The organism is Pseudomonas sp. FH4, assembly GCF_000510915.2.
Lineage (GTDB): Bacteria > Pseudomonadota > Gammaproteobacteria > Pseudomonadales > Pseudomonadaceae > Aquipseudomonas > Aquipseudomonas brenneri.
On the sequence record NZ_AOHN01000001.1, the window covers coordinates 1 to 14,896 of the forward strand.

The window sequence follows — 14,896 nt, forward strand, 5'->3', positions numbered from 1 at the left end:
GGACCACATCGACTTTGTCGATGGTGTCGTTGATCTGCGTCGTTGCCCCACCCGGTGCGATATCAAGCTTCTCGAAGCCGCCACCGACGATGTCCGGATTGATCGTGACGTTGATCGGTCCGGCATCTTTGAATACGTCGTCGCTCGGTGCCTTGGACGTCACCTGGCCAGTCGTCTCGCCCTTGGCGATGGTGATGACGTCACCGTTGCTCAGGGTCAGGGTCAGGTCGCTGCCGGCCTTGTTGCTCAAGGTCGCGGTGTAGGTGATGTTGCCACCTTCGTCGGCTTCGCCTGGTGCGGTCAGCGTGACGGTGGTGGTGTCGGTAGTGCCGGGTGTGTCGGTTACGGTGGTGTTGACCGGCGTGGTGCCTGGCACCAGGTTCTCGAAATGCGCGCCGCCGGTCACATTGGTGATGGCGGTGGTGATGGTCGGGTTGCCTTCATACACATCGTTCGGCGCAACAGTGGTGACAGTGCCGGCAGATTGGCCGACGCCGATGGTGATGGTCTGGCCATTGTCCAGGGTCACGGTCAACGGGTTGGTGATGTTGGTGACCGGGTTGCCTGCCTTGTCCACAAGCGTAGCGGTGTAGACGATGTTACCGCCTTCGCCCACGGTGGTCGTGGCGGTCAGGACCACATCGACCTTGTCGATAGTGTCGTTGACGGTCGTGGTAGCGCCGTCACCGGCCACTTCCAGTTTCTCGAAGTTGCCGCCGGTAGTCTCGGTGATCTTGACGGTTTGCGTGCTCTTGTCGACAAACACGTCATCGCCCGGGGCATCAACCGTCACGGAGCCAACGGTTTCACCGGCCTTGATGATGATGGTCGAACCGTTATCCAGTTTCAGCGTGACGTCAGTCTCTGCTTTATTGGAGAGCGTGGCGGTGTAGGTGATCTGGTCGCCTTCGTTGATATCGCCCGGCGCAGTCAGCGTCACGGTGGTGGTATCGACCGAGTCGGTGATGGTGGTGACGGCTGGCGTGGTGTTGGGCACCAGTTTTTCGAAATTGCCACCGGTGGTGCCAGTGATGGTCGTAGTGACCGTGCTGCCGTTGACGTAGACGTCGTTCGCCGGGGTGTCGACCACCACGGTGCCGACGGACTCGCCGGCCTTGATGGTAATCACCGAACCGTTGGACAAGGTCACGGTCAGCGGCGTTTGCGCCGGGTTGGTCAGGGTTGCGGTATAGGTGATCTGGCCGCCTTCGGTGACCGTGTTGGTGGCGGTCAGGGTCAGGCCGGTGTCGTCGACCGAGTCGGTAATGGTGGTGACGGCAGGCGTGGTGTCTGGCACCAGGTTTTCGAAGTTGCCACCGGTAGCCCCGGTAATCGTGGTGCTGACCGTGCTGCCGTTGTTATAGACGTCGTTGGCAGGTGTATCGACCACCACGGTGCCGGTGGACTTGCCAGGCTCGATGGTGATGACCGAACCATTGCTCAACGTAATGGTGACCGGTGTTTGCGCCGGGTTGGTCAAGGTCGCGGTGTAGGTGATCGGACCGCCTTCGGTCACCGTTTCGCCTGCCGTCAGGGTCACGGTGGTGGTGTCGATGGTGTCGGTGATCTGGGTCACGGCCGGCGTCGGGTCGACGGTGAGCACCAGGTTATTGCCACCGGTCGTGCCGGTCACGGTCACGCTGATCTGACCGGGATCGATGTACGGGCTGTCGTTCGGTGCCAGGGGCACGTTGACGGAGCCAGTCACCTGGCCGGCCGGGATGGTGATCACCGCGCCGTTGGACAGGGTAACAGTCAAGTTACTGGTAGACGGCTGGGTCACCGTGGCGGTGTAGGTCAGCACGCCGCCAGCTTCAGTGATGGTCGGCGTGGCGCCCAGGGTCAGGGTCGACGGCAAAGGTGCCGCCGTGAGCGGGTCGTTTGGTTGCCCGCCGAGCTCGTTGGTCAGCGCATTGGTCGCGAAACCCAGGCCTGCCGTCGGGAAGCCAATGGTCGGATCGACCGAGCCCGCCGTCTCATCAAGCATTACAAAGCTGTGGCCGCCCCCGGCAGCACCGGTACCTGCCGCTGCCGCGCCTGCGGCGGTGGCTTCCAGGTCGGTGGTCGGGTCAGCGCCGGCAGCAATGGCCTGTTGCAGTTCGGCAACCGAAGGCGCGGCCTGTGCGGTGGCTTGGGCCAGGTCGGTGCTGGAGTCAGGCGCGGTGGCGCTCCACTGGGTGTCACGCCCCAGGTCCAGGGTGCGGCCATCGGCCAGCTCCAGGCTGACGGCGCCCGACATCCCGGTGTCAATCTGGTCGCCAGCGAACAGGCGATCACCTTCAACCAGCACCCGACGGGCACCTTCCGGAGAAATGACGAAAACTTGGCCAACAATGCCCTTGACGATTGCAACAACACTGCTCATTGAAGATTTCTCCGGCGATCCATTCTGTGGGTGTCCCTATGACTGAGAACCTATGGGATTCATCAGTCTGGGAGGTGCGTAGTTTGTAAAACGTGTGACGTCAAATAATTGGCTATATTTTTTGGCAATTTACTTTATGCCAAACTATTGACCTTCTTGGCGCCATCCTAAACAATCGCCTCGCTAATGTCACATTGATATTCATGCGGCGAACCGTCCTACATGTGTGAACCAGTTCCGCTTTTGAACTTTCCGACGTACGGTCATTACGGTAGCCATTTTCTAACGCAGCACACCAAGTTGCTGTGACTTGAGACAAGAAGTCCTGGGGATTTTTAAAATGCGTTTGCACCTGCTTAAGGCAATACCGTTCGTTCTCGCCGCCAGTTTTGTACAAGCCCAAACCCTGCCCCAGGCCATGCAGCAAGCGCTGGATGTGCATCCTGAGATTCAGGCAGGTGTCAACGCTCGTATCGCGGCTGACTATCAGTTGCGTGCGGCCAAGGGTGGCTACCTGCCCCGTGTCGACTTGAACGCGGGTTATGGCCGTGAAGGTACCGACAGTTCATCCACCCGTGCCCGTGGTGGCCACTGGGACACACTCAATCGCGGTGAGTCGAGCCTGCGCTTGCAGCAAATGGTTTTTGACGGTTTTGCCACTTCCAGTGAAGTAGGGCGTCAACAAGCCACCGTTAACTCCCGCGCGTTTTCGCTGCTGGGTACTTCCGAGCGCACTGCATTGACGGTAGCCCAGGTTTACCTGGATGTCCTGACCCGTCGTGAGTTCGTGCGCCTGGCTGAAGACAACCTGCGCAATCACGAGCGTATCTACGACCAGATCAAGTTGCGCACCCAGCGTGGCGTCGGCAGCGGGGCTGACCTGGACCAGGCCGAAGCCCGTCTGGCCCAGGCCCGCAACAACGTGATCACTGAGCAGACCAACCTGGCCGATGCCCAGACCAACTACCTGAGCGCCGTCGGCCAAGACGCCGATCAGTTGGAGCGTCCACCCAGCTTCATGGCACTGCTGCCCGCCAACCTGAACGAAGCGCGTCGCCAGATGCTGGATAACAGCCCGATCCTGCGTTCGGCCGAATCCGACATCGCCGCCGCCGAAAAACAATACGAAGCCGCCAAGTCTTCCTTCTACCCACGCTTCGACGCCGAGTTGGGTCGCAACGCCGACAACAACATCGACGGCGACGCCAGCCACAACAACGGTTGGGAAGCCATGCTGCGCATGCGTTTCAACCTGTACGCCGGTGGTAGCAACAAAGCCGAGCTGGAGTCCAAGTCCTACCAGTCCAACCAGGCCCTGGATATCCGCAACAACGCCTTGCGCCAGTTGAACGAAGAGCTGGGCCTGGCCTGGAACGCCATGAACAACGCCAATGCCCAGGTGCCGATTGCCCAGCAATACGTCGACCACAGCAGCAAGGTGCGCGGCGCCTACCAGAAGCAATTCAGCCTGGGCGAACGAACTCTGCTTGACTTGCTCGACAGTGAAAACGAGCTGTTCACGGCTTCGCGTCGTTTGGAAGAGATAAAAAACGTTCAGTTATTTACTCAGTACCGAATCAAGGCGACCATGGGCGAGTTGCTCAAGAGCCAGGGAGTGGTCGCACCGATGGCCTCCGTCGTACAGAACGATGTGAAGCCGAAAGTCCAACTGCCTGGGATGAATTGAGCTATTCCTTATAGTCCCATCTGTTAGTTGAGAGAGCCCGCGTGGAATCAGAAGTCAGTCGAGTCCATCTCAGTCATGATCCCCGCACATTGCACGACGACCCGTTACTCGACGGGTTGTTGGCTCTCTGCGCCCTGCACCAGAAGCCCGCCAGTGCGGCAATGCTGACCACCGGTCTGCCATTGCCGGCCCAGCAACTGACCGCTGACTTGCTGGCCCGGGCCGCGGCCCGCGCCGGTTTGCAAGGGCGGTTGCTGCAACGCAAGCTCGATTCGATCCCCGCGATTGCCATGCCGGCGCTGCTGTTGCTCAAGGACGGCCGCAGTGCCGTGCTGCTCGGTTGGCAGGGTGAAGACGAGGCCCAGGTGCTGCTCAGCGAAAGCGATGGCGGTGAAACCATCGTCAAGCGTGAAGCGCTGGCCGATGACTACATCGGCAAAGTGTTCTTTGCCCAGCCCCAGCACAAATTCGATGTCAGCCACGGCACCCTGATCCCGCGGGCCCGCTCCTGGTTTCGCGACACCCTCAAGCGTTCGCGCTGGCTCTACGCCGATGCTATCGCCGCCAGTTTCCTGATCAACCTGATTGCCATGGCCGCGCCGCTGTTCGTGATGAACGTCTACGACCGCGTGGTGCCGAACCAGGCCACTGCCACCTTGTGGGTGCTGGCCACCGGTATTTTCATTGCCTACGTGTTCGACCTGGTCCTCAAGAGCCTGCGTAGCCTGTGCCTGGACCTGGCCGGCAAGAAAACCGACCTGATCATCTCGGCTACGCTGTTCGAGCGGATCGTCGGCATGTCGATGAAGTACCGCCCGGCGCGGGTCGGCAGTTTTGCCCAGAACATCCACGAGTTTCAGAGCCTGCGCGACTTCCTCGCGTCCTTGACGCTCACCAGCCTGATCGACCTGCCGTTTACCTTGCTGATCTTTATGGTGATCGCGATCCTCGGCGGGCACCTGGTGTGGATCCCCATGCTGGCCTTCCCGATTGCCCTGGGCATCGGCTACCTGCTGCAAAAGCCGCTGGTTGCCACCATGGAACGCACCATGGCCCTGGCTTCCGAGCGCCAGTCGAGCCTGATTGAAACCCTGGCCGGGCTGGATGCGGTCAAGGTCAACAACGCCGAGAGCGAGCGCCAGTACCAGTGGGAACAGACCATTGGCACCCTCAGCCGCCTTGAGTTGCGGGTGAAAATGCTCTCTGGGCTGTCGATGAACATCACCCTGCTGATCCAGCAACTGGCCGGTGTGATCATGATTGTCTTCGGCGTCTACCAGATCATCGACGGCAACCTCAGCATGGGCGGCCTGATTGCCTGCTACATGCTCAGTGGCCGCGCCCTCAGCCCCCTGGCATCGCTGTCGGGCCTGATGACCCGCTACCAGCAAGCCAAAGTCACCATGGTCTCCACCGACCAGATGATGGAGCTGCCCCAGGAGCGCAACTTCGAAGAGCGCCCCTTGAGCCGCCGCACCCTGCAAGGCGCCATCGAGTGCCGGGGCCTGAATTTCACGTACCCCAACCAGCAGAACATGGCGCTCAAGAACATCAACCTGGTGATCAAGCCCGGCGAGAAGATCGGCATCATCGGGCGCAGCGGCTCAGGCAAAAGCTCCCTGGCCAAACTGATCGTGGGCCTCTACCAGCCCGACTCCGGCGCCTTGCTGGTGGACGGCGTGGACATTCGCCAGATCGACGTCAGCGAACTGCGCCACAACGTGGGTTATGTGCCCCAGGATATCCAGCTGCTGGCCGGTACCCTGCGCGACAACCTGGTCTCCGGCGCCCGTTACGTTGAAGACGAAGTGGTGCTGCAAGCCGCTGAATTGGCCGGTGTCCACGAATTTGCCCGCCTGCACCCACAAGGCTACGAGCTGCAAGTGGGCGAGCGGGGCCAGAACCTTTCTGGCGGCCAGCGACAAAACGTCGCCTTGGCCCGCGCCCTGCTGCTCAACCCGCCTATCCTGCTGCTGGATGAACCGACCAGCGCCATGGACAACACCGGTGAGGAGCGCCTCAAACAGCGCCTGCAAGCCGTGGTGGAAAGCAAAACCGTGGTGCTGGTGACGCACCGTGCGTCGCTGCTGTCCCTGGTGGACCGTTTGTTGGTCATCGACCGTGGGCAAATCCTTGCCGATGGCCCGAAAGCCGTAGTGATGGAAGCGTTGAAGAAGGGGCAGATCAGTGTTGCGTAAATTCAAGGACGCGGTCCGTCGCTATTTCATTGGTTCCGATTCGCTGGACGGCCAGCCACTGCCAGAGGTCAAGAAGGCCCTGATCGAAGATGCCCCGCGCGTAGTGCGGCTGACCATCTGGGGGATCATCGGGTTTTTCCTGTGCATGCTGCTGTGGGCTGGTTTTGCCAAGGTCGACGAAGTGACACGCGGTGATGGCAAGGCCATTCCCTCCTCCAAATTGCAGAAGATCCAGAACCTTGAGGGCGGTATCGTCGCCGAGTTGTATGTCAAGGAAGGGCAGATCGTTGAAGCCGGTGCGCCGCTGATCCGTCTGGACGACACGCGCTTTGTTTCCAACGCCGGGGAAACCGAGGCCCAGCGCCTGTCCCTGCTGCTGCGCATCGAGCGTTTGAACGCCCAGATCGAAGACCGGCCGTTGAGTGTCCCTGAAGATGTGCGGGCTGCTGCGCCAACCCAGGCGATCAACGAGCAGTCGCTGTACGAAAGCCGGCGCCAGCAGTTCAAGGACGAAATCGGCGGCTTGCAGGAGCAATTGACGCAGCGCCAGCAAGAAATGCGCGAATACACCTCCAAGCAGGGCCAGTATCGTAGCCAGCTGTCGTTGCAGCGCCAGGAAATCAACATGTCCGAACCCCTGGTCGCCCAGGGTGCGGTGTCGCCGGTGGAAGTGCTGCGTCTCAAGCGCGCAGAAATGGAAACCCGTGGGCAACTGGACGCCACCACCCTGGCCATCCCGCGCGCTGATTCGGCGATCAAGGAAGTACAACGCAAGATCGACGAGACTCGCGGTAAATACCGTAGCGAAGCCCTGACCGAGCTCAACGAGGCGCGCACTGACCTGAACAAGGCCCAGGCCACCGGCAAAGCCCTCGAAGATCGTGTGAGCCGGACCATGGTCACCTCGCCGGTGCGCGGGATCGTCAAGCAACTGCTGGTCAACACCATTGGTGGGGTGATCCAGCCGGGCAGCGACATGGTCGAAATCGTACCGCTGGACGACACCTTGCTGGTAGAAGCCAAGATCCGCCCGCAAGACATCGCCTTCCTGCACCCGGGGCAAGAAGCCGTGGTCAAGTTTACCGCCTACGACTACACCATCTACGGCGGCCTCAAGGCCAAGCTGGAGCGCATCGGTGCCGACACCATTACCGATGAAGACAAGAAAACCACCTACTACATGATCACCTTGCGCACCGACCGCAGCCACCTGGGCACCGATGAGAAGCCGCTGATCATCATCCCTGGCATGGTCGCTTCGGTCGACATCATCACTGGCAAGAAGACCATCCTCAGCTACCTGCTCAAGCCCATCATCAAGGCCCGGGCCGAGTCGCTGCAGGAGCGTTGATTTTCGGTGTCTGGGCGGGCCCTTTCGCGAGCAAGCCCGCTCCCACATTCGACTGTATTCCCATGTTGGAAATCGGTCGAATGTGGGAGCGGGCTTGCTCGCGAAGGGGTCCTCAACCTCCCCACACCTTCCGGCCTCTATCCTCAAAAGGCCATATCGTTATTCTCTAACGGTATTTAAATTCCAGTTCTTATATCTATAAAGTCACTCTCCTGACTGCCAGGGAGTGATCACATGTCCACCGCCACAGCCGCCTTGCCCACCGCGCAAACCTTCGACATCCGCCCATTCCCCGGCAGCGTAGGCGCCGAGATCATTGGCCTGGACCTGTCGCGCCCGGTCAACGACCAGGACTTTGCCCGCATCCATCGCGCGCACCTGGACCACCATGTAGTGGTGTTCCGCGACCAGCGCATCACCCCCGAGCAACAGATCGCCTTCAGCCGCCGTTTCGGCGTGTTGCAGATCCATGTGCTCAAACAGTTCCTGCTGGTCAACCACCCAGAAATCCTTATCGTCTCCAACATCATCGAGAACGGCCAATCCATCGGCCTGGGCGACGCGGGCAAGTTCTGGCATTCGGACCTGTCATACAAAGAACTGCCGAGCCTGGGCTCGATGCTCCACGCCCAGGAACTACCATCCGAAGGCGGCGACAGGCTGTTTGCCGACATGCACAAAGCCTGGGACCAGTTGCCCGAGCATCTGCGCAAAGCCGTGGAAGGTCGCAGCGCTGCGCATTCCTACACCGCGCGCTACAGCGAAACCAAATTCGAAGGCAACTGGCGCCCGACCCTGACCCCCGAACAACTGGCGCAGGTCGCCGAAGTGGTGCACCCGGTGGTGCGCACCCACCCGGAAAACGGGCGCCAGGCGCTGTTCGTCAGCGAAGGCTTCACTACCCGCATTGTCGGCCTGCCCGAAGACGAAAGCCGCGACCTGCTGGCCCAACTCTTTGCCCACAGCATCCACCCGCAAAACATCTACCGCCACCGCTGGCAGCCCCACGACCTGGTGTTCTGGGACAACCGCTCGCTGATCCACCTGGCCGCCGGTTGCCCCAGCCACCTGCGCCGCAAACTGTTTCGCACCACCATCCAGGGCGACGCGCCTTTCTGATTCGGAGCATGACCATGTCCAGGAAAACCCCCTTTGCACGATTGGCCGCGACCGTGGGCCTTGGCGTCAGCCTGTTGGCCGGCAGTCTGGTTGCTCCCGCCGTCGCCCAGGCCGAAGGCGAGATTCGCATTGCCGAGCAGTTCGGCATCGTTTACTTGCTGCTCAACGTGGTGCGCGACCAGAACCTGATCGAGAAATATGGCAAGCAGGAAGGTATCGACATCAAGGTCGACTGGACCCAACTGTCCGGCGGCGCGGCGGTCAATGACGCGCTGCTGTCTGGCTCCATCGACATTGCCGGCGCCGGGGTCGGCCCGCTGCTGACCATCTGGGACCGCACCCACGGCAAGCAGAACGTCAAGGCCGTGGCTTCCCTGGGCAACTTCCCGTACTACCTGGTCAGCAACAACCCCAAGGTCAAGACCATCGCCGACTTCACCGAGAAAGACCGCATCGCCGTGCCGGCCGTGGGGGTTTCCGTGCAGTCGCGGTTCCTGCAATACGCGGCGGCCAAGCAATGGGGCGACAAGGAGTTCAATCGCCTGGATAAATACACCATCGCCGTCCCGCACCCGGACGCTACGGCTGCGTTGATCGCCGGGGGTACCGAGCTGACCGGGCATTTCTCCAACCCACCGTTCCAGGACCAGGCGCTGGCCAGCCCCAATGTCCACGTGGTGCTCAATACCTATGACCTGCTGGGGCCAAACTCGCCGACCGTACTGTTTGCCACCGAGAAGTTTCGCAACGACAACCCGAAGACCTACAAGGCCTTTATCGATGCGCTGACCGAGGCCGCGCAGTTTGCGCAGAACGATAAGGGCGCCGCTGCCGACACTTACATTCGTGTGACCAAGGCCAAGATCGACCGTGCCGCGCTACTGAAAATCATCGACAACCCGCAATTCGAATTCAGCGTCACCCCGAAAAACACCTACCCGCTGGCCGAGTTCCTCTACCGCGTGGGCGCGATCAAGAACAAACCTGAATCGTGGAAGGATTACTTCTTCCAGGATGCCAAGCCGCTGCAAGGGAGTTGAGATGAACGCGCCCTTGCAAGGCCACACGGCCAGCAACCTGAAGACCATTGAGGCGCTGCTCTCGGTGGATCACGTCAGCCTTGAATACCGCACGCCCGAACGGGTGGTGCGGGCCACCCACCAGGTCAGTTTCGAGATCGATCCGGCCGACCGTTTTGTGCTGCTGGGGCCTTCGGGTTGCGGCAAGTCCACGCTGCTCAAGGCGGTAGCCGGTTTTATCAAACCCTGTGAAGGCGAAATTCGCCTGGTAGGGCAGAAGGTCGAGCAGCCGGGCCCGGATCGCATCGTGGTGTTCCAGGAGTTCGACCAACTGCCGCCGTGGAAAACCGTCAAGCAGAACGTGATGTTCCCGTTGTTGGCCTCCAAGACCCTCAAGCGTCGCGAGGCCGAAGAACGGGCGCTGTACTACCTGGACAAGGTCGGTTTGAGCGCCTTCGCCGACGCCTATCCGCACACGCTGTCCGGTGGCATGAAGGCCCGTGTGGCGATTGCCCGGGCGTTGGCCATGCAGCCGAAAATCCTGCTGATGGACGAACCGTTCGCCGCCCTCGACGCCCTGACCCGGCGCAAGATGCAGGAGGAGTTGCTGCTGCTGTGGGAGGAGGTGCGCTTTACCTTGCTGTTTGTCACCCACTCCATCGAAGAAGCGCTGGTGGTGGGCAACCGCATCCTGTTGCTGTCGCCGCATCCGGGGCGCGTGCGCGCAGAAATCCACAGCCATCAATACGACCTGCACAGCCTTGGCGGTGTGGAGTTCCAGGCGTCGGCGCGGCGTATTCATCGCCTGTTGTTCGATGAAACGCCCGAGGCGGAAACCGAATTGGATTTCGCCGATATCCGCATTGCTTATTGAAGGACTGTGCCCATGCGCCAGGAATATGAAATCACCCTGCAACCGCTGCCCGGCGTGCCCGTGGAGCGTGCCTTGCCCCTGCGCCAACGCCTGTGGCAACAAGGCTGGTTGCGCAAAGGCTTGATCCTGATCGTGCTGGCGCTCCTCTGGGAAGCAGCGGCGCGCTATCAGAACAACGACCTGCTGCTGCCCAGTTTCTTGCAGACCTTCCACGCCTTCTACGACGGTATTGCCAGTGGCGAGCTGTTGGGTAAGGTCAGTATCTCGCTGGTGGTGCTGCTCAAGGGCTACCTGATCGGCATTGTCCTGGCATTCGCCCTGACCACTTTGGCGGTCTCGACCCAGATGGGCCGCGACCTGCTGAGTACCCTGACCTCAATGTTCAACCCGCTGCCGGCGATTGCCCTGCTGCCATTGGCGTTGCTGTGGTTTGGCCTGGGGCAGAACAGTCTGATTTTTGTGTTGGTGCACTCGGTGCTGTGGGCCTTGGCACTCAACACTTACTCGGGGTTTATGGGGGTGTCGGAAACCCTGCGTATGGCCGGGCGCAACTACGGCCTCAAGGGCATGCGCTTTGTGCTGTTTATCCTGATCCCGGCGGCGCTGCCATCGATCCTCGCCGGCCTGAAGATTGGCTGGGCCTTTGCCTGGCGCACATTGATCGCTGCCGAACTGGTGTTCGGTGCGACCAGCGGCAAGGGTGGCCTGGGCTGGTACATCTTCCAGAACCGCAACGAGCTGTACACCGACAAGGTCTTCGCCGGGCTGGCGGTGGTAATCCTGATCGGCCTGCTTGTGGAAAACCTGGTGTTCGACACTTTGGAGCGCGTCACTGTGAAGCGCTGGGGGATGCAGCGCTAAACAAGAATGATTGCTCTTTGCCTGTTGCGAGTCCGATAATGCCGCCCGAACCTGACGCCGCCCTGGCGTCAGGCCTGGCCGGTAAAAGGATTTACGAACATGCGGTTTTTGGTCTTGGCGGCGGTGCTGCTGTTATCGACATCGGCTTATGCCGAGTTCAAACCCGAAGTGGTTTTCAGCGCCAAGCCGGTCTACCCCAAGACCCTGAGCACCACCCAAGGTCATGCGCAGATCAGCCTCAAGATTCATAACGACGGCTCGGTCAGCGATGTGAAAGTCCTCAGTGCCACCAAGCCAGCCTTTGGTGAGTCCGCCGTCGGTGCGGCCAAGCAGTGGCGCTTCAAGCCCTGGACCGTGAATGCCGAGCGCCCGGCGGTGATCGAGGCGCGCAATGACATATTGTTTGCACCCGAGCCCATCAGTCGTGAAGCGGTCCAGCTGAACTTTACCGAGGTCAAGTTTCAATCCTGCCGCGACCTGAACGAAGAGGTCAGCCAGTTCCGTCGCGAGTATCCCTCCCGGCCGTTGAGTGCCATGAAGAGCTTTGCCATCACCCGTGTGGCGGTGATGCTGCCGGCGTTCAGTGGCAAAAGTACCTATGCGGATGGCCTGGCCTTGGCTGATCAACTGGAAAACCTCTTGCCGGAAGTCGTCCGCCAGTGTCAGGCCAACCCCACCGCCACCTACGCCGATTACCTGCCGCATAGCCTGAAACAGTACCGGTAAAGCCTGCTACGATTGCGTGCTATGTACTCCAAACCCATCACGAGTGCTTGGCATGCAATTACCGGATATGAACCTACTGGTCGCCCTCGACGCCCTGCTCGACGAGGGCAGCGTGGTGGGCGCCGCGCGGCGGATGAACCTGAGCCCGGCCGCCATGAGCCGTACCCTGACGCGCATCCGCGAGGCGGTGGGCGACCCGATCCTGGTGCGGGCAGGGCGCGGCTTGGTGCCCACGCCCAAGGCCCTGGAGTTGCAAGGCCAGGTGCGCAATGTGGTGGAGCAGGCGGCGTTGCTGTTCCGGTCGGCGGACGAGGTCGACCTGAGCACCTTGCGTAGGCGGTTCAGCGTGCGCGCCAATGACTTTTTTGTCGGTGTGTATGGCGGTCGTCTGTTCGACACCATGGAGCGTGTGGCACCCCATTGCGAGCTGCGTTTCGTCCCCGAAGGCGACAGCGACGACGAAGCCTTGCGTGAAGGGCGGTTGGACTTGCGCGTCGGCAACACCATGCCGATCACCCCGGAAGTGAAGGTGCAGAACCTGTTCTCCACCACCTTCGTCGGCCTGGCCCGCGAAGGCCATCCGTTGTTCGACGAAGAAATCACTGCTGCACGGTTTGCCAGCTACTCCCATATCAGCATCTCCCGACGGGGCATCGCCCGTGGGCCGATCGACACCGCCCTCAATGCCCAGGGCCTGGAACGCCGGGTGGCGATGATCGCGCCGGGGTTTCACGGCGCGATGTTCATGCTGCCCGACTCCGACCTGATCCTGCCGGTGCCCAAGGAAGCGCTCTACAGCGCCAATCGCCTGAAACTGCCACTGCGCGCATTCACCCTGCCGATCTCCCTGCCGACCCTGGTGTTGACCCAGGCCTGGCACCCGCGTTTCGACAAAGACCCGGCGCACAAATGGCTGCGCGAAACCATGCGCGAAAGCTGCGCGGCTACCTGGCGTGAAGCCCAGCCCACCTGAAAACCCCCATCCCAATGTGGAATGGGCTTGTGTGGGAGCGTTTACAGTGAGTGCCGTGGTGGGTCTGATAGCTGCGTCTGGCGCAGTTATAACCTTCCCATAAGTCAGTTTTCGTCATGTCTAAGCCTTATTAAACTGCTCGGGTATTCTATTTCCGAGTTGTACCTTCATGACTTCCCTCGCTGCCCCCGCTCCCTTGGCTGCAGCCAAACCCGCCGCCGTCAGCCCCCCTGTGTTTGGCCCGCGGATCATCATCGGCCTGGTCGGCGTGCTGCTGGCGGTGCTGGTCTCGGGCCTGAACGAAATGGTGACCAAGGTCGCCCTCGCCGATATCCGTGGTGCGCTGTACATCGGTTTTGACGAAGGCACCTGGCTGGTCGCCGCTTACACCGCTACCTCCGTCTCGGCCATGGCCTTTGCGCCGTGGTGTTCGGTGACGTTTTCGCTGCGCCGTTTCACCCTGTGGGCCATCGGCCTGTTTACCCTGCTGGGGGTGCTGTGCCCCCTGGCGCCGAACTATGAAAGCCTGCTGCTGCTGCGTACCGTACAAGGCTTGGCCGGTGGCGCTCTACCACCGATGCTGATGACCGTGGCCCTGGGTTTCTTGCCGGCCAACGTCAAACTCTACGGCCTGGCCGGCTACGCCCTGACCGCCACCTTCGGCCCCAGCCTCGGTACACCGCTGGCGGCGCTTTGGACCGAATATGTCGGCTGGCAATGGGCGTTCTGGCAGATTGTCGCGCCGTGCCTGCTGGCCATGGTTGCCGTGGCTTACGGCCTGCCCCAGGACCCGCTGCGCCTGGAGCGCCTCAAGCAGTTCAACTGGCGCGGCCTGCTGCTGGGGTTTCCGGCGATCTGCATGCTGGTGATTGGCATCTTGCAGGGCAATCGCCTGGACTGGTTCGAGTCGCCGCTGATCACCACGCTGTTGGTGGGCGGGGTGCTGTTGCTGGTGCTGTTCATGCTCAATGAGTGGTCACACCCGATGCCGTTCTTCAAGTTGCAGATGCTCGGGCTGCGCAACCTGTCGTTTGCCCTGATCGTGCTGGCCGGGGTGCTGGTGGTGTTGCAGGCGGTGATCATCCTGCCATCCAGCTACCTGGCGCAGGTGCAGGGCTATCGGCCGCTGCAAACCGCGCCGGTGATGCTGATCATGGCCCTGCCGCAGTTGATCGCCCTGCCGCTGGTAGCCGCCCTGTGCAACCTGCGCTGGGTGGACTGCCGCTGGGTGCTGGGGATTGGCCTGGGCATGCTGACCTTGTCCTGTGTTGGCGGCGCGCAACTGACCTCGGCGTGGATCCGGGATGAGTTCTACGTGCTGCAACTGTTGCAGATCTTCGGCCAGCCGATGGCGGTATTGCCGTTGTTGATGCTGTCCACCGGCAGCATCGTGCCCACCGATGGGCCGTTTGCCTCGGCCTGGTTCAACACGGTCAAGGGCCTGGCCGCGGTGGTTGCCACCGGGGTGATCGAGGTGCTGACCACCCACCGCCTGCATTTCCACTCGACCATGCTGGTGGACGCCCTGGGCAACTCACCGTTGGCCAATAGTGACGCCCCGGGCCTGGCCCATCGGCTGCACCAGCAGGCGGTGGTGCTGACTTCTTCGGATCTCTATTACGTCATGGCCGGTGTCGCGGTGGCGTTGATCCTGCTGATTTTCTGGATGCCGACGCGGATTTTCCCGCCGCGCGCACCCACCTGATTGTTGACGCAGACAAAG

The 14,896-nt window shown here is 61.2% G+C and carries 11 protein-coding genes; 10 read left to right on the plus strand and 1 reads right to left on the minus strand.

The annotated features are described in order from the left end of the window. The coding region (locus H097_RS00005; RefSeq protein ID WP_032856470.1) for a retention module-containing protein at nucleotides 1–2,365 on the minus strand (2,365 nt) is incomplete at its 3' end. A 340-nt stretch (nucleotides 2,366–2,705) separates the two neighbouring features. Here H097_RS00005 and H097_RS00010 point away from each other — a divergent pair. The 10 genes from H097_RS00010 to H097_RS00055 all read left to right on the plus strand — a co-directional run bounded on the left by H097_RS00010 (nucleotide 2,706) and on the right by H097_RS00055 (nucleotide 14,878). Next, nucleotides 2,706–4,052: a TolC family outer membrane protein gene (locus H097_RS00010; protein ID WP_032856471.1), complete on the plus strand. Its 1,347-nt coding sequence runs from the start codon at nucleotides 2,706–2,708 to the stop codon at nucleotides 4,050–4,052. A gap of 41 nt (nucleotides 4,053–4,093) precedes the next feature. Further along, nucleotides 4,094–6,250 carry a type I secretion system permease/ATPase gene (locus tag H097_RS00015; protein ID WP_032856472.1) on the plus strand — a complete coding sequence of 719 codons (2,157 nt, stop codon included), beginning with the start codon at nucleotides 4,094–4,096 and terminating at the stop codon, nucleotides 6,248–6,250. Continuing rightward, nucleotides 6,240–7,601 (plus strand): HlyD family type I secretion periplasmic adaptor subunit, encoded by a 1,362-nt coding sequence (locus tag H097_RS00020; protein ID WP_032856473.1) that lies wholly within the window; start codon nucleotides 6,240–6,242, stop codon nucleotides 7,599–7,601. Before H097_RS00015 ends, H097_RS00020 begins: the two co-directional genes overlap by 11 nt. Nucleotides 7,602–7,835: 234 nt before the next feature. Then, nucleotides 7,836–8,720 (plus strand): TauD/TfdA family dioxygenase, encoded by an 885-nt coding sequence (locus H097_RS00025; protein ID WP_032856474.1) that lies wholly within the window; start codon nucleotides 7,836–7,838, stop codon nucleotides 8,718–8,720. A 14-nt stretch (nucleotides 8,721–8,734) separates the two neighbouring features. Next, entirely contained in the window at nucleotides 8,735–9,760 is a 1,026-nt protein-coding gene (locus H097_RS00030; protein WP_032856475.1) for an ABC transporter substrate-binding protein, read from the plus strand. 1 nt (nucleotide 9,761) lies between these two features. After that, nucleotides 9,762–10,613, plus strand: a complete 852-nt coding sequence (locus H097_RS00035; protein WP_032856476.1) for an ABC transporter ATP-binding protein — start codon at nucleotides 9,762–9,764, stop codon at nucleotides 10,611–10,613. A gap of 12 nt (nucleotides 10,614–10,625) precedes the next feature. Beyond that, a complete protein-coding gene (locus H097_RS00040) occupies nucleotides 10,626–11,474 on the plus strand; it encodes an ABC transporter permease (RefSeq protein ID WP_032856477.1) in 849 nt (282 codons plus the stop codon). 99 nt (nucleotides 11,475–11,573) lie between these two features. Continuing rightward, entirely contained in the window at nucleotides 11,574–12,200 is a 627-nt protein-coding gene (locus tag H097_RS00045) for a TonB family protein (protein ID WP_032856478.1), read from the plus strand. A 52-nt stretch (nucleotides 12,201–12,252) separates the two neighbouring features. Further along, nucleotides 12,253–13,173, plus strand: coding sequence for a LysR family transcriptional regulator (locus tag H097_RS00050; RefSeq protein WP_032856479.1), 921 nt, complete (start codon nucleotides 12,253–12,255; stop codon nucleotides 13,171–13,173). A gap of 169 nt (nucleotides 13,174–13,342) precedes the next feature. Then, nucleotides 13,343–14,878, plus strand: a complete 1,536-nt coding sequence (locus H097_RS00055; protein ID WP_032856480.1) for an MFS transporter — start codon at nucleotides 13,343–13,345, stop codon at nucleotides 14,876–14,878. Nucleotides 14,879–14,896 lie beyond the last annotated feature (18 nt).